This window comes from Kordiimonas sp. SCSIO 12610 (genome assembly GCF_024398015.1).
Classification (GTDB): domain Bacteria; phylum Pseudomonadota; class Alphaproteobacteria; order Sphingomonadales; family Kordiimonadaceae; genus CANLMI01.
On record NZ_CP073747.1, the window covers coordinates 1,111,557 to 1,126,458 of the forward strand.

A 14,902-nucleotide genomic window follows, 5' to 3' on the forward strand; every position below is an offset into this window, starting at 1 on the left:
ATACTATTGATTTCTAGCGTTTTAAAATCGAGGTGTGTGTTGGTTCGCTTTTCAACAGTTGCGGCGAATAAAACCGATCACTTTTAAGATATTCACCCCATTTGGCGCGCATTTTTTCCCGTTCTTTTTTCTCTCGGATATCTTTAGCGCTGTCCTGTGCGTCATACCCGCGGCTTTTCGATTCCAGATGTTGGAATGTTATTGCAGGAACATACATATTTTTAAGCCCTGCCTTTAAAATCGACAGGCTGAAATCAACATCATTGAACGCAACCGGAAGGTTGTCTTCGTCAAAGCCGCCAACTTTTTCAAAGGTATTTCGCCTACATGCAAGGAACGCCCCGATGATGGCTGAGGTCTGATGCGGTAACTGCGCGCGGTCCATATAGCTTTGGTTCACGCTTTGGCAATAGGCTTCCTTGAGCACAATATTATCCGTGTCCAAAACATAGCCACCATATTGAATGGTTCCATCCTCGAACAATAATCGAGCACCAACAGCGCCGATATCACCGCGGTTCAGGTAGCCCCGCAGGATATGATCCCATCCTTTATCAAGGGCGACAGTGTCATTATTGAGGAACAATAGATATTCTGCGCTTGTTTCCCGAGAGGCATAATTATTGATCGCAGCCCAGTTGAACGGGACGTCATAGGATAACACGCGGATGTTGCTTGCCTCATTGATTTCTTTTAGCCAGCCCTTTGTTGCATCTTCTTCGCTACCATTATCAATGATCAGGATTTCGGTTTGATCCGGGTATTGTAGCGTTTCCTGCAGGCTCTTGACGCAGTTTCGGCTCAGCTCCAATGCATCGCGCATGGGGATGATGATCGCCATCATAGGCGTGTCGGGTGAGAGCGGCCATGTGATCTGCCCTGTGTTTTCCAGCATACCGTCATATGTGTCATCAGCGTTTAGGGTGATCGATGCACCTGGGCTTACCTCCTTCAGGTGGTTGCTTAAGGCCTGTTCATAATCCCTGATCTCACTTTTCGTAACCGTGCAAGTGTCCTTGGCCTCAAACAGAAGGTGGGGAACGTGCGCGAAGGCCTTATCGCCAAATTTTTCATAGGCCTTGAACCATAGGTTATGCGGGGATAGGTCGCCCGAAAACACGCCACTTTTAACCGCGAAGGCGCGGGGGTAGGTGGCGCGGGTCAAAAGCTCTTCATAATCAAAACTATGCTTGAAAACTGGGGTAATGCCCCCGCTGTCATCCATCCATTCATGATCCGCGAAAAAGATGACGGCATCCGGGTTTTTCTGTACAGCCTGCTGGAAATAGTGCAGGGCTTGCTCTGTCAGCTGAAGGCTGGCGTGACAATGAACGTGTAGGTCAAGGTCGCCTTCATCTGTTAAATCACTGTCGGGGACTGCGTCGTTTAACAAATGCTTTGATGTCTGATAGGCCGCAAGCGGGATCGCTGCATATTTCTGAATGTCAGGCAGGGAAGCCTTGATCTCATCAATCTGATGTTGGACCTCAACCCCGCTATTTTGGGCCGCATCCTCCAGCGCATGGGTGAAATTCACCATGTTTAAGGCGTATGATGCCCCCATGTTCGGGAAGGCGCGTGCGGGGCATATGGGCATATGGGTTTCATGATCAAATACCGAGAGAACTAGATGATCATGATGCGCTAACTGCCGCGGCAGATTTACCGTAAAGTGAAACCCTGTATATTTAAAACCCAGGTGTTTTTCTTCCACATCGCGGCGCAGGCCATTGGCTTGCTGGGTGCCGATATAGGTGCCGTTTAGGTAAAAATCGAGATTAAGGCTTTCGCCTTCACGCGCCAGATTAAGGGCATAGCCAAAACATTCATTACCGCGAATGTCCTCTATGATGCCCATCACAGGTTCGGGGTGGCTGGTATCAGTGTCGCCCATCCATTTCGCGAAATCCGCCCCTGAATATCCAGTTGATCCGTTATCAAGTACACGCAAAATTCGCCAATGCTCACAAATTGCCTTCAATGCGGCGGTGCGGTGCTCAATGGCCTTCAGTTTAATGCCAAAATGCTTTTTAACGGCCTTGGCCACCAAATCCTGCTGTTCAGGTGAATAGGGCATCCATGCAAGCGCCTTCCTGAGCGCAAGCGGTTGCAGCACACCGTAGACAAATTCCTTATTGTTGGTGATCTCGTTTAAGGTGCTCGTCAGGCCCTTGCCAAGACGGCGGGAAATTTCGCTATCATGATTGGCACCGCGGCCATAAAACAGCAAAAGGAAGCCCTTGATGTCTTCCTTATTGCAGGTTTTTTTCTTTTTCTTCCCGAAGGCAAGCATGCTGTTTCCAAAGCTAACTGATCGTCCCAGTTGTTTAGATACCGCTTTTCTCAAACTTCAGCAAGTTGGCAAGATACTCGCCGTAACTGTTTTTGTAGCTTTTGGCGAGGGCATCAAGCGCCGCATCATCGATAAAGCCAGAGCGCCAAGCAACTTCTTCGGGGCAGGCAACCTTCAGGCCCTGCCGTGCTTCAACTGTTTGCACAAACTGGCTTGCCTGTAGCATGAAATCCACTGTGCCGGTATCTAACCACGCTGTTCCGCGCTGCAATTTAATCACATTCAAATCGCCGCGATTCATATAGGCTTCGTTCACGCTCGTGATCTCTAATTCGCCGCGGGCTGATGGTTTTACGGCCTTCGCGATATCAACCACATCCTTGTCGTAGAAATACAGGCCTGTTACCGCGAGGTTACTTTTAGGATTTTCTGGTTTTTCCTCGATAGAGACCGCGCGGCCATCCGCGTCCATTTCAACAACACCAAAGGCGCGGGCGTCCGGTACCTGATACGCGAATATATAGGCGCCTTCCGTAACGCTGCCAGCCTGCTGAAGATACTGGCTGAAACCAGCGGAATAGAAAATATTATCACCGAGCGCGAGGGCGCAGGCATCGCCGTCGATAAAGTCTTCACCGATCAGAAAGGCTTGCGCTAGCCCCTCTGGTTTGGGTTGCTCTGCATATTCAAGGCGAATGCCCCACTGGGAGCCGTCACCGAGCAAATCCTCATAAAGCGGCAGGTGATGCGGGCTTGATATGATCAATATCTCGCGAATGCCTGCCAGCATTAAGGTCGTCAGCGGATAATAAATCATCGGCTTGTCGTAAATCGGCAGAAGCTGTTTGCTGATTGATTTTGTAATTGGATACAGACGTGTCCCAAGCCCGCCCGCGAGGATAATACCCTTCATAATTTCAGCCCTTAATTGGTTTAAAAAATATCTTTAAAAATAAAATAGCGCCGACAACTTAACATAAGCTTTATGGAGTTTTTATGATTTATTTTTAGCTATTTGCTCAATAATGAAATTTTTAATTTCGCTTATTTGTGCATCATCTTTGAGTGCTGATTTCGGTATAATAAGCGCCATAGAATTATCGACCATCAATAAAAGACTAAATCGTCCCTCTTCAAAGCCTTTTATTGCAGGCCATGAATATGTTGAGCTTGAGAGTTGAGTAGTTTCTATAATAGATTCTTCTGATATTACCATTGTTGTGGGCGACATGAATAAGCCATCAGCGGACAAACTTTTTTTCATGCTATTGCGCGATGTGAAAACAATTGAGAATACATATAGTAATATGCTGGTACCTGAAATGTAGATGATTGATTTTATTTCAGGAGCGCTTTCTTTGAAAAACAAAGGAATAAAGATTGCTAAAGCAAACATGATTATTACAGGCATTGCGGATGAGATAAGTCTGTATGAGCCACGCAATATCTTTTTTCTAGCTGCGCCGCAGAGGTCTTGAAAATGCTGAAATTCTTTCTGGTATTTTAAAGTGTAAGTTTGTGAAGTAGCCATTTTATCCCCCAATTATTTTGAATAAACGTACCCTAAAAATCAAAATCATCTACGTCCATCACCGATTTCGGCAGCCATGTTTCATGGATATGATACCATTTTAATGTAACCGGATCATTTTGAACAATCTTGAAAATCACTGATGCCGCGCGGCCATTGTTGGGCGGCGATGAATTAATCGCGTTTTTCTGCCATTCTTCATAGGTGACAAGGATAATATTATCGGCATTTGGTGTGTTGCCGAGCGGGCGAACCTCCACATTCCTGATCTGAACTTTAAAACCGGGGCTGGAGCCATGCCCGCCTTTTACGCCGTTTTTAAACTGATCATAACCAAGCGCGACACCACCCGGCTGAATTAAAATACAATCGGTGTCAAAGCGCGCGCTGAAGCGCTCATCAAAAACTTGATCGCTTTTATCCACAAGGCCGCCGAACCAATCGTCAAAAAACGTGTGCAGGCCTTCAATTTCAAGGCGTGCGGCTTCGGTATATTTGGCTATGTCCTGCATGGTCAGGTGCTTTCTTTGATAATCAATTTATTCAGACCATATCATGAGTGTTCATTGCTGCAATGGCCTAAGGCGTTATTGGCTGAGTTTTCTGCCTGTCGATAAATAATGCTGCCTGTCGCTGCGACCGCGCTTGGCTGCGCAGGCCGACGCGCTTTCATAATCATAAGGGACTTTGATATGGCTGACCGCATAACCGCCCGATGATTTTTCCAAAATTGCATAGCTCGCCATCGGTGAATATGTCTCTATCGCGTGGAGGTAAGGCATGTCATCTTCATAGGCTGGCAGGCCAATACTTCCGGGGTTGATGATCGTTTGCCCGCTACTAACGGCAACAGTCCGCGGAATATGGGTATGACCGCACAGAATAATTTTTGATGTTTGGTCTTCAATTAGGGCCTTGATTTCCATGTCAGACCGTAAAACGGGGCCACCTGTTTCAACATTTTCCAAGAGGTAAATCAGGTCGTCCGCTGGTGTGCCGTGGCAAAGATATATGTCATCATTGAACTGATGATCAAAGGGAAGCGAGCGCATCCATTCAACCGCCTCTGATTGCATACCGCCCAAATCATCAAGGATGAATTGCATCGTTGGATTTGCTGATATTTCGCCCGCTGTTGCATCATAAATCTGCCGGTCCTGATTACCGCGAATGGTGACGAAATCATGTTGGCGCAGCAGGTCATAAGTCGCCTTCGGTGCGATGGGGCCATATAGGATGTCGCCCAGATTAAACAGATGGTTGGCACCACGCCGCTTCGCATCATCAAGCACCGCTTCAAGGGCAAAAATATTGCTGTGGATATCAGAAAGGATAGCGATTTTCATGGGGAACTCTCATGCACTCAAAACGCTATCATATTGTGATTTTTATCGCCGTCAACGTGGTGGCTGTTTCAACCCTTTTCGTTCAGTAACTCCCGAACGCAGTCAGCGGTGCTTTTGCGCCAATCGGCCAGGCGAACCCCAAAAGTTGCATGCGCCTTATCGCAGTTGAGGCGGGAATTTGCAGGCCGTTTGGCGGGTGTTGGGAACTCTTCTGTCGTGATCGCGTTTACGGTTGGTTTGGTGCGGCCATATACGCTTGCAGCCTCAAAAATTGCGCTTGCAAACCCATGCCAGCTCGTATCGCCTGTACCGCCCAGATGATAGAGGCCAGCATATTTTGAGTCCCATCCTGTTTCTTCGATTTTCGCAAGTACATTTAATAATCCGCGGGCGATATCAGGCGCGTAGGATGGGTTGCCAACCTGATCAGCGACCACACCAATCGTATCCCGCGTTTCCGCAAGCCTAAGCATGGTCTTGAGGAAATTATTGCCATAAGGGCTGTAGACCCATGCTGTTCTGAAAATCATTGCGTTCGTGTTGGCGGTCATTACTGCTTTTTCACCGGCAAGCTTTGAACGCCCGTAAGCGCCCGTTGGCCCCGTTTCATCCTTTTCTTGATAGGGGCGGTTCATGGCACCATCGAACACATAATCCGTCGAGATATGCAGGAAGGGTATATCAAGATCGGCCGCGGCCCTCGCCAGAATTTCTGCACCGCGGGAATTGACATTATAGGCTTCGTGTTCTTCGTCTTCCGCCTTATCAACTGCGGTGTAAGCGGCCGCGTTAATGATGGCATCAGGCTGATAGGCTTCAATCGCTTCAAGCGTAGAGGCTTTGCTGACCAGATTAATTTCGGGTCTGCCGAAACAGGCAACTTCTACGTCAAACGCATCTGCCGCGTTCTTAAGTGATAATGCAACCTGTCCATTTTTCCCGGCGACGAAGATTTTTTTTATAGATTTTGTTTTCATTCGGTATTTCTTGATTTTATTATTTTTTCTCTAAAACGCCTTTGCGGGTTTCCGCATGTTCGCGCAGCGGTTCCCACCACCAGCCATTATCCAGATACCATTGAATGGTTTTTTCGATACCGCTTTCGAAATCTTCTTCTGCGCGCCAGCCAAGCTCGTCCTCAAGTTTGGTTGCGTCAATTGCATAGCGGGCATCGTGGCCCGGGCGGTCGGTCACAAAAGTAATCTGGTCTTTATAGGAACCGTCGTTTTTGGGGCGCAGGCGATCCAGCGTTTCACAGATACGCTCAACAACCTGAAGGTTCGTGCGCTCATTGCGGCCACCCACATTATATTTTTCGCCCAAACGCCCTGTCATCATAATGGTAAAGAGCGCTTTTGCGTGATCTTCCACATATAACCAATCGCGCACGTTTGAGCCGTCGCCGTAAATCGGCAGATCGCGGCCATCAAGCGCGTTCAGGATCACGAGCGGGATCAGTTTTTCCGGCAGGTGATAGGGGCCGTAATTGTTCGAACAGTTGGATATCACCACAGGAAATTTGTAGGTTTCGCACCATGCGTTCGCGAGATGATCCGCCGATGCCTTGGACGCTGAATAGGGCGAGCTTGGATCATAAGGTGTTGTTTCCATGAAGAGGCCTTCATCACCAAGAGACCCATAAACCTCGTCTGTAGAAACATGAAGGAACCGGAACTTTTCCTGATCTTCAGGGCGAAGGCCCATATAATAGCCGCGTGCGGCCTCAAGCATATGGAAGGTGCCGACGATGTTGGTCTGGATAAATTCGCCAGCACCTGTGATTGAGCGATCCACATGGCTTTCGGCCGCCAGGTGCATAACCGCATCGGGCTGATATTTTGCGAAAATTTCATCGAGGCGCGCACGGTCACAGATATCAGCCTGCTCAAAGTGATAATTGGGGCTGTCTTCAATTTCCTTAAGGGAGGCAAGGTTGCCCGCATAGGTTAGCTTATCAAGGTTAATCGCTGTATGGCCCAAATCCTTCACCAGATATCTGCAAACCGCTGAACCGATAAAACCTGCACCGCCTGTTACAATAATTTTCATGGGATTTCCCTTTTAAAAATCGCTTTAAATATTTTTATTCGCCTTCATAGACAAAAGGACTTTCAATATCCTTAAGGCGTGGAAGATTTCGGTCTTTGTCAGAAAGGATTGCTTCGCTTGTATCAATCGGCCAATCAATCCCAAGGTCAGGATCATCAAAAGCGATCCCCGCGTCGGATTGCGGCGCATAGAAATCCGTCACCTTATAGAGAAATTCGGTGTTTTCTTCTAACGTACAGAAGGCATGGGCAAAGCCCGCAGGCACCCAAAGCTGTTTCCAGTTTTCCGCCGATAGCTCAACACCCACATGCTGGCCGTAAGTTGGGGACCCTTTTCTGATATCCACGATCACATCCAGAACGCGGCCAGCCGTTACGCGTACAAGTTTTCCCTGTGCGTCAGGCGGTGTCTGGAAATGCATGCCGCGGATCACGCCTTTATCGCGCGAAAGCGAATGATTATCCTGCACAAATGTCAGGCCTGGGACCACTTCATTGAAGGCCCGCATGCTGAAAGTTTCTGAAAAAAAGCCTCTGTCATCACCGAACCGTTTGGGTTCAAAAACATAAACGCCCGGTAGCGCCAGTTTTTCAATATTCATATTTTTCAGTCCCGAAATCATTTTGGCAAATATTCTGCCGAAATTATATTTGATGGCTTTGATAGTAACCAGCCAGATATTAATGGCTTCTTTATAAGGCTGATTTTTTGTAAATAAAAGCAAACAAGCAGACTTTTTAAGATTGTTTCAGGTTCAGATTGCTTTAGGCGGATTGCCGATCCGTCGACTTGGTGCCTTAATATGGTCACAGGCGGCGAATATCAGACCAGCGTGATGAGAAGGGTTGGATCAGGCAGGCCGCGGCATAGCGGCTCAATACCACCCCAACAACGGTGCGCCCTGTTGCGCTTTGATTTGAAGTGCTTGTTTTTATTGCAAATTCATGGCGGCAGTGCTTTAACATGATATTCATGCGTAATTAATACGCTTAGGGCTATCAGGCTGGATATGAACCACAATGGATTAATGGAAGACCCGCGCAATTTTAGTGAGGTCTGCATCGACGCTATGAGTGCTTTGGTCTCGCACGGCCATAGCTTTGATAACGCGCGATTGCTTGCCTACTATCCTGCCATTCGGCAAAACCCGTTCCAGAAAATGCTATATGCCAGTGCTTTTGAAAATGGTTTCGCGGTAACGCCCTTACCGTCCCTGGATGCGGTGGACGCGCTTTCAGATCGCATGCAGATAACGCTGCATTATCACTGGATCCATGATGTTTTCAAACGCCTTGGCAAAGCACGCGAGGCAAAGAAGGCTGCGAAAGGCTTTATCGAACAGGTTCACCGTCAGCGCGAAGCGGGGCATAAAATATTATGGACGATCCATAATGTTCTCTCACACTCTGCGACATTCATTGATGAAGAGGTGTTCCTGCGTCAGGAAATGGCGAAACTATCGGATATGATCCATATCATGAACCCCGAAACGCCGAAGCTCGTAAAAGGGCATTATGAATTAAGCAGTGATAAAATCATTCATATCCCACACCCAAGCTACACGAATGTTTACGGTGATTATATCAGCCGTGCACAGGCCAGATTAGAATTAGGCCTTAATGAAGATAATGTTGCGTTTTTGTGTTTTGGGTCTTTGGTTCCTTACAAGGGAACGCGCTTTTTCATTCAGGTTCTGGACCGGCTTCAGGAACGCTTTGAGGGGCGTGCGCGTTTGATCATTGCGGGCTCTAAGGGTAAGGCCGACTTTATGGAAGAGCTTTACCGAATTATCAGCGGTCGCAGCGATATTATTCTTTACGCAGACCATGTTGATGATCAGGCGCTTCAGGTGTTTTTCCGGGCAACGGATGTTGTCGCTTGCCCGTACCCCGTGTCTTTGAATTCAGGTGTCGCCATGACAGCTGCAACATTCGGCAAACCCATGATTGTGCCTGAAATGTTGTTACCGAGTTTCAATACTCTTCCTATTGGGGCTACCTCCTTCACACCAAATGATCTGGAAAGCTGCGTGCATGCAGCGAACGAGGCGGCGAATATCGCCCTTGGTAAGGCGGATGCAGACGGCGGAGTGCCTGATATTACAGCCTGGGCGGCCGCGCGGGATTCGCTTACGGTTTCAAAAGATTTCTTCCGCGCGCTTCGTGCTTTCCGCGGGGAAGGCACAGGTGATATCGCACCTAATGGGTTTCAAGCGGATTTTGCGGGGGCAGGGGCATGAACCAGTTAGCTGCCGACAATGCGTTTAAAATTTATCAACCGCTATCTAGCCTTGATTTGCACCTTAGTAATCTTGGGCTTTTTGGGCTTTTTAATGCTCGGCGCAAGCTCCTCGTTGAAGACCATGCTTTTAAGTGCTGGTTTTTTCTGAAGTCACTGAAGCCCCAATATCTGAATATAAAAATTGCAACTGACGGCGACGATATGGTGCGCGAAGCCATGCAGGTGCGGGTGAAATATTTCAATTGGCGTATGAAGGAAATTACCGGGGCCCATGAATTCACCCGTGGACGCCGAGGAAGCCGCAAACGTCTGAGCTATTTTTTCGCCGATCCTGTTGAGAATGTAAAACGTCAGCGGCTGTGGCTGCGCCCGCCAGAGGGTGCAAAATTTGTCATGCTTACGTTTGAGCGCGGCGAATATGAAAAACGGCTTGGTTTCTCTTCCAAGATAAAGCTTAAGCTATTTGATGAAAGCGCGGGCGCCAAAGACCTGACGGAAGCGTTTCAAACAAATATGGTTTCGCGTGATCGCATGCGCATGACCTGGTTTATTGAACGCTTGAAAGGCGAGAGCAGAAGCATCTATGCAACAACGAGTGTAGACGGGCAGGATCATATTTCACCGATTGATATGGCCCGTCAGATGCTCGGGCACATGGTGTATCTATGGTATGGGGTTGAAGAAAAACGAGCACTGATGGTGCTTGATGATGCGGCGCATCTTGTAAAAAATGGGTTCACGCTTGATCGCAGGCACCGGGATCAATTGTCTTTTGATGCCAGCAAGGCGATTGGCGATCAGTCATCGGTTCATTTTGACTATGATCATATCCTGATGCCTTCGTGGGACCGAAGTGGTTTGCTGTCCAATCAGATGCGCCTGGAGGCCATGCATTTGATCCAGACCATTCAGGCCGCGAAGACAGGCCATATTATCGTGCGCGAAGGCCGGCAATTTATGGCGCGTATCATGATTGCGCAGGCGGTTGCAAAGCAGACTGGCTGGAAACTGACGATTGACGTTTCTGAAACTTTGATGGCCGAGCAAACCTTTGGCGAATGGCACCGTTGGCGCACGCTGAAAGACTGGCTTTCAGATATGAAAGAGAACGCTGACTGGAACGGTGCTATTACATTTATTACCAAGGATGCTGAACAAGCCATACTCCTTGACGATATATCTTTGAAATAACACCACCCTTAGTATGCTCCAACTATCAAATCTATATAGCTTGTAAAGTAAGCTTGTGCTTAATTAGCTGAGAGATGATCCTCTATTTCGGCTTTGTGCCATTTAAGATTAAAAGCGCCGTACAGGGTTTTAATCGTGATCGCGTGTATAATCATCGCTATTCCCCAGAATACAGCCACTATGGTGATCCAGTAAAATTGCGGCGATAGCCATTCGTTTACAAACCATAATGCAGGCAGGATCAATAAGGCACAGAAGGCATTTAGTTTAAATGCTTTTATGTGGTTCATATACTCTTCGGATTTTTGGATAACCCTATGTTTGTTTTCAATGTTTTTGACGTCTTCTATAGTATGCATGGCACTATCCTTTTCTGTTTTGGTTTTTGGATGAATGTCATCATTAAAGGAATTTGTAGGCATAAGTGTCTTAACATCAACTTCGAACACAGCAGCTAGGCAGTTCAATGTTTCCATCCCTGCCGATTGCCCGGCTTCAATCCGCTGTATGGTTCGGACACTTACATCAGATATTTGAGCAAGGCGTTCCTGCGACCATCCTTTTTCACGACGAAGTTGGTAAACATACGTCATTGCTTTTTCATTCCTTTTTTGATTCATTCTGCCTCCCTCAGATAGGAATTTGTGCTTTGCAATACCACGACAGTAACCCGCCAAAAACACGTCACCAATATTTTTCTTCTTTACTGAGAACTTTATAATCACCTTCATTGCATAGTGAGGAAAGCAAATGCATGTCTGTTTGTGGGGAAGTGAAAACTTCAGTGGATATTCATCTTATATATGATATCCATTGAGGTCATATCTCTATATCGATCACCTAAGGTGTTAAAACTTTCGGAACTGGACCTTACATGGCAAATTTAAAAATCAAACCCGTTGTTTTATCCGGTGGTTCTGGTTCCAGACTTTGGCCCTTATCGCGGGCAAAATATCCAAAACAGTTTCTTGATTTGGTTGGCGGTAAAAGCCTATTTGCCCAAACGCTGGAGCGGGTATCCGCTGATTATGGTTTTGAAGCGCCGTTGGTGATTGCAAACGAGCATCACCGATTTATCGTGAATGATCAGGCTGCGCAAATCGACGCTGGCCTGGACGCTGTTATTCTGGAACCTGTTGGCAGAAACACGGCGCCCGCGGTTGCGGTGGCGGCACTCCACGCCGCTAAAACTGATCCTGAAACTTTGCTTTTGTTCCTGCCAAGTGACCATGTCATCCTTGATACACCCGGGTTCCATAAAGCCATTAAGCGTGCGGCAATGGCTGCGGGGGATGGCTATCTGACCTGCTTTGGGATGAAACCGACACGGGCAGAAACAGGCTATGGATATATCGCTGAAGGTGCCCCCTTAAGCGTGGTTGATGGCGGTTTTCAGATACAGGCCTTCAAGGAAAAACCTGATGCTGTAACCGCAGAAGGGTATCTAAAATCGGGTGGATTTTCATGGAACAGCGGTATGTTTATGTTCCGCGCCGATGTGATCCTAAGCGAAATGGAAGCCCACGCGCCAGCGATGTTGAATGCAGCGAAGCAGGCGTTAGATAGCGCGCATGCTGATCTGAATTTCCTTAGGATGGACCGGGATGCCTTCGGCGCTGTTCCGGCAGATTCGATCGATTATGCGATTATGGAAAAAACAACCCGCGCGGCCGTTGTACCCAGCGAGTTTGGCTGGTCCGACCTTGGTAGTTTTTCAGCCCTAGCAGACGCCGTTGGCGGCGATGAAAACGGCAATGCGGTTAAGGGCGATGTGATCGCGCTTGAAACCTCAAACAGCTATATCCATTCGGATGGTCGTTTGGTCGCAACCTTGGGCGTTGACGACCTGATCGTTATTTCGAACGAAGACTGTGTGATGATTGCGCCCAAGGACCGTGATCAGGATGTGAAAAAGCTCGTGGATGCGATCAAGCTGGAAGGGCGCAGCGAAGCGGACCTGCATTCAACCGTTTACAGGCCCTGGGGTACTTATCGCAGCATTGCAATAGGGACCAATTATCAGGTTAAGGAAATCGTTGTTTATCCCGGCAGGCGGCTTTCGCTACAAATGCATCATCACCGTGCAGAGCACTGGGTGATTGTGGAAGGAACCGCCAAGGTAACCCGCGATGATGAAACCCTGATGATGCAGGCCGATGAAAGCGTATACTTGCCGCTTGGGTGTAAGCACAGGTTAGAGAACCCGGGGATTATTCCCCTTAGGCTTATCGAGGTGCAATCAGGTGCTTATTTGGGCGAAGATGATATCGTTCGCTTTGAGGATGATTTTAACCGAGAAGGCGAGAAATAGATTTCCTGCGCTATTTATTCGCTATTCATTTCCTTAAATGCTGGCCATTCCATAAATAAAGGGCCTGATTGCATGTACATCAGGCCCTTGTGATTTTAGATAGGGATGATCTGGTATTAATCCAGAATGCAGCGATCCAGATGTTTCGCAAGCGTTGGGTCATCCTTTGCCATCGTGATGTTTGCCATCAACCAGCCTATTTTTGAACCACAGTCAAAGCGTTGGCCTTCAAACTCAAGGGCATGGAACGGTTGCTTGCCGATCATTTTATCCATCGCGTCCGTTAACTGAATTTCACCGCCTGCACCAATTTCGCGGGCTGCCAATAATTCCATCACTTCGGGTTGAAGGATATAGCGCCCGACAACCGCCTGCGTCGAAGGGGCGTCTTCCGGGTTTGGTTTTTCAACAAGGCCCTTTACTTCGATCGCTTTACCGTTTGCAGCGCCCGGCGTGATCACACCGTATTTCGATGTGTCTTCGCGTTCCACATTCATGGTTGCAACGATATTACCACCAAGCTCGTTATAGGCTTCTACCATCTGCTTCAGGCATCCGGGTTTCCCTTTGATCAAATCATCGGGAAGCGCAACCGCAAAGGGTTCGCCGCACGTCATGTTGCGCGCGCACCATACGGCGTGGCCTAGGCCGCGCGGGCGCATTTGACGAACATATGAAATCCGGCCTTCCTCGCGAAGCATGCTGCGTGCTTGCTCTAATGCGCCTTCTTTGCCGCGTTCCCGAAGGATGCTTTCAAGCTCGTAAGCATGGTCAAAATGATCTTCCATTACTTGCTTGTTGCGGCCGGTCACCAGAATGACATCCTCTATGCCGGCTTCGATTGCTTCCTCGACCGCATATTGTATTAGCGGGCGATCAAGAACGGGTAACATTTCTTTCGGGATTGCCTTCGTAGCAGGAAGGAAGCGCGTACCAAGCCCCGCGACAGGAAGAACAATTTTCTTCAGCGGAAGAGGTTTATGTTGAATGGCAACCATAAAAATGACCTTTTACTATTCTTCTTATAAAATCGACTTATTATAATTTCTGGCTTAATGCCGTATTCGGGATAGAATTTTAATCCCGATTAGGTTGTTATCTATAATCTTCATATGATGGTTTTATTATAAAAAACTTAATTTCCGATGACTTGTACCACAAACAAGGCAAAAATTGGGAAAGACCAGCAGATTTGACAGCAGCCGCATAGGCTGGAATATAGAATAGCATAAGATACAGGGATTAACCCCGAATGATTATCAAAAGCTGGATGCATTAATTATGGATGTTTTGCTGGATACTGCCTCGGACCCCTTATGGGTCAGTATAATTTTTGTCATTCTACTTGTTGTTTTGCATATGGTTTTTGTGGTTTGGCGGCCCTTAACCGCCAAGCAATGGAAACTGGCGGAATATGTTTGGGTGGCGCTGGCTGTTCTATCCACACTTGGGCTGGTGGATGAGGCACGGCGATACAAGGCGGAACTGAACGCCGAAACCTATCTGGAGGCATTGGAGCGTGACCAGCGCAATATTGAAAACTGGTTCAATGTGTACCGTATTTTCGCCTGCGATGAACAATCGGGCGTAGAGGCCTACAAACCGCTGTGTGATTGGTTGACGCTGAAATCCAATGACCTCGCGCTGATTGTAAGCGATGAGGATGATGTGGCCCCCGACATTCGCCTGAACATTCTGGAAGGGATCAAGGGCGAAAGCATTATGCTTTCGATGGCGGAAAAGCAGATTATTGAAAATCATATTCTGCATTATGGGCGCTCAAAATCAGCCTATATCGATAGCGTTGAAATTTCCCGTGCGTCGCGCGTGCAACGCCTTTTGATTACACTGGCCCCCATATTTTTCGCAATGGCCCTCGCCCTAAAGATGACCAAGGTCACAGGCGAATATCGCTGTTATGAGTGATAAGGCGTAAAGAC

The 14,902-nt window shown here is 47.8% G+C and carries 14 protein-coding genes; 4 read left to right on the forward strand and 10 right to left on the reverse strand.

The features are described from left to right. Window positions 1–13: 13 nt before the first annotated feature. The 8 genes from KFF44_RS05065 to rfbC form a co-directional block, all read right to left on the reverse strand. Window positions 14–2,293: a glycosyltransferase family 2 protein gene (locus KFF44_RS05065; protein ID WP_255937843.1), complete on the reverse strand. Its 2,280-nt coding sequence runs from the start codon at window positions 2,291–2,293 to the stop codon at window positions 14–16. Window positions 2,294–2,327: 34 nt separating this feature from the next. Continuing rightward, entirely contained in the window at window positions 2,328–3,206 is an 879-nt protein-coding gene (rfbA, locus tag KFF44_RS05070) for a glucose-1-phosphate thymidylyltransferase RfbA (RefSeq protein WP_255937844.1), read from the reverse strand. An 81-nt stretch (window positions 3,207–3,287) separates the two neighbouring features. Next, window positions 3,288–3,824 carry a YcxB family protein gene (locus KFF44_RS05075; protein WP_255937845.1) on the reverse strand — a complete coding sequence of 179 codons (537 nt, stop codon included), beginning with the start codon at window positions 3,822–3,824 and terminating at the stop codon, window positions 3,288–3,290. Window positions 3,825–3,856: 32 nt separating this feature from the next. Next, on the reverse strand, window positions 3,857–4,336 hold the full coding sequence (locus tag KFF44_RS05080; protein ID WP_255937846.1) for a hypothetical protein: 480 nt from the start codon (window positions 4,334–4,336) through the stop codon (window positions 3,857–3,859). Between the two features lie 75 nt (window positions 4,337–4,411). Further along, complete coding sequence (locus KFF44_RS05085) at window positions 4,412–5,170, reverse strand: metallophosphoesterase (protein WP_255937847.1); 759 nt, start codon at window positions 5,168–5,170, stop codon at window positions 4,412–4,414. Window positions 5,171–5,238: 68 nt separating this feature from the next. Continuing rightward, the gene (gene rfbD / locus KFF44_RS05090; RefSeq protein ID WP_255937848.1) at window positions 5,239–6,147 is read right to left on the reverse strand and encodes a dTDP-4-dehydrorhamnose reductase; all 909 of its coding nucleotides are present in this window, start codon (window positions 6,145–6,147) and stop codon (window positions 5,239–5,241) included. A gap of 19 nt (window positions 6,148–6,166) precedes the next feature. Next, window positions 6,167–7,219, reverse strand: coding sequence for a dTDP-glucose 4,6-dehydratase (gene rfbB / locus KFF44_RS05095; protein WP_255937849.1), 1,053 nt, complete (start codon window positions 7,217–7,219; stop codon window positions 6,167–6,169). A gap of 34 nt (window positions 7,220–7,253) precedes the next feature. Further along, complete coding sequence (rfbC, locus tag KFF44_RS05100; RefSeq protein WP_255937850.1) at window positions 7,254–7,820, reverse strand: dTDP-4-dehydrorhamnose 3,5-epimerase; 567 nt, start codon at window positions 7,818–7,820, stop codon at window positions 7,254–7,256. 408 nt (window positions 7,821–8,228) lie between these two features. Here rfbC and KFF44_RS05105 point away from each other — a divergent pair, with 408 nt between their 5' ends. Further along, window positions 8,229–9,458, forward strand: a complete 1,230-nt coding sequence (locus KFF44_RS05105) for a glycosyltransferase (RefSeq protein WP_255937851.1) — start codon at window positions 8,229–8,231, stop codon at window positions 9,456–9,458. Then, a complete protein-coding gene (locus KFF44_RS05110; protein ID WP_255937852.1) occupies window positions 9,455–10,651 on the forward strand; it encodes a hypothetical protein in 1,197 nt (398 codons plus the stop codon). The genes KFF44_RS05105 and KFF44_RS05110 overlap by 4 nt, the downstream gene beginning before the upstream one ends. Before the next feature lie 59 nt (window positions 10,652–10,710). Here the strand turns inward: KFF44_RS05110 and KFF44_RS05115 are convergent, their stop codons facing one another. Further along, window positions 10,711–11,271 carry a helix-turn-helix domain-containing protein gene (locus KFF44_RS05115; RefSeq protein ID WP_255937853.1) on the reverse strand — a complete coding sequence of 187 codons (561 nt, stop codon included), beginning with the start codon at window positions 11,269–11,271 and terminating at the stop codon, window positions 10,711–10,713. 254 nt (window positions 11,272–11,525) lie between these two features. On the opposite strand from KFF44_RS05115, the gene KFF44_RS05120 reads away from it, so the two are divergent. Next, window positions 11,526–12,962, forward strand: a complete 1,437-nt coding sequence (locus KFF44_RS05120; protein ID WP_255937855.1) for a mannose-1-phosphate guanylyltransferase/mannose-6-phosphate isomerase — start codon at window positions 11,526–11,528, stop codon at window positions 12,960–12,962. A gap of 116 nt (window positions 12,963–13,078) precedes the next feature. On the opposite strand, the gene galU is transcribed toward KFF44_RS05120, so the two are convergent. Continuing rightward, on the reverse strand, window positions 13,079–13,960 hold the full coding sequence (galU, locus tag KFF44_RS05125; protein WP_255937857.1) for a UTP--glucose-1-phosphate uridylyltransferase GalU: 882 nt from the start codon (window positions 13,958–13,960) through the stop codon (window positions 13,079–13,081). Window positions 13,961–14,243: 283 nt separating this feature from the next. Between galU and KFF44_RS05130 the strand changes: the two genes are divergently transcribed. Next, window positions 14,244–14,888 carry a hypothetical protein gene (locus KFF44_RS05130; protein ID WP_255937858.1) on the forward strand — a complete coding sequence of 215 codons (645 nt, stop codon included), beginning with the start codon at window positions 14,244–14,246 and terminating at the stop codon, window positions 14,886–14,888. The last annotated feature ends 14 nt before the right edge of the window (window positions 14,889–14,902 follow it).

What these genes read in the sequence shown, in the direction of transcription:
- KFF44_RS05065 (WP_255937843.1), bottom strand. Translation starts at nt 2,293, where the DNA reads ATGCTTGCCTTCGGGAAGAAAAAGAAAAAAACCTGCAATAAGGAAGAC.
- rfbD (WP_255937848.1), bottom strand. Translation starts at nt 6,147, where the DNA reads ATGAAAACAAAATCTATAAAAAAAATCTTCGTCGCCGGGAAAAATGGA.
- KFF44_RS05110 (WP_255937852.1), top strand. Translation starts at nt 9,455, where the DNA reads ATGAACCAGTTAGCTGCCGACAATGCGTTTAAAATTTATCAACCGCTA.
- KFF44_RS05115 (WP_255937853.1), bottom strand. Translation starts at nt 11,271, where the DNA reads ATGAATCAAAAAAGGAATGAAAAAGCAATGACGTATGTTTACCAACTT.
- galU (WP_255937857.1), bottom strand. Translation starts at nt 13,960, where the DNA reads ATGGTTGCCATTCAACATAAACCTCTTCCGCTGAAGAAAATTGTTCTT.
- KFF44_RS05075 (WP_255937845.1), bottom strand. Translation starts at nt 3,824, where the DNA reads ATGGCTACTTCACAAACTTACACTTTAAAATACCAGAAAGAATTTCAG.
- rfbB (WP_255937849.1), bottom strand. Translation starts at nt 7,219, where the DNA reads ATGAAAATTATTGTAACAGGCGGTGCAGGTTTTATCGGTTCAGCGGTT.
- KFF44_RS05085 (WP_255937847.1), bottom strand. Translation starts at nt 5,170, where the DNA reads ATGAAAATCGCTATCCTTTCTGATATCCACAGCAATATTTTTGCCCTT.
- rfbC (WP_255937850.1), bottom strand. Translation starts at nt 7,820, where the DNA reads ATGAATATTGAAAAACTGGCGCTACCGGGCGTTTATGTTTTTGAACCC.
- KFF44_RS05120 (WP_255937855.1), top strand. Translation starts at nt 11,526, where the DNA reads ATGGCAAATTTAAAAATCAAACCCGTTGTTTTATCCGGTGGTTCTGGT.
- KFF44_RS05080 (WP_255937846.1), bottom strand. Translation starts at nt 4,336, where the DNA reads ATGCAGGACATAGCCAAATATACCGAAGCCGCACGCCTTGAAATTGAA.
- rfbA (WP_255937844.1), bottom strand. Translation starts at nt 3,206, where the DNA reads ATGAAGGGTATTATCCTCGCGGGCGGGCTTGGGACACGTCTGTATCCA.
- KFF44_RS05105 (WP_255937851.1), top strand. Translation starts at nt 8,229, where the DNA reads ATGAACCACAATGGATTAATGGAAGACCCGCGCAATTTTAGTGAGGTC.
- KFF44_RS05130 (WP_255937858.1), top strand. Translation starts at nt 14,244, where the DNA reads ATGGATGTTTTGCTGGATACTGCCTCGGACCCCTTATGGGTCAGTATA.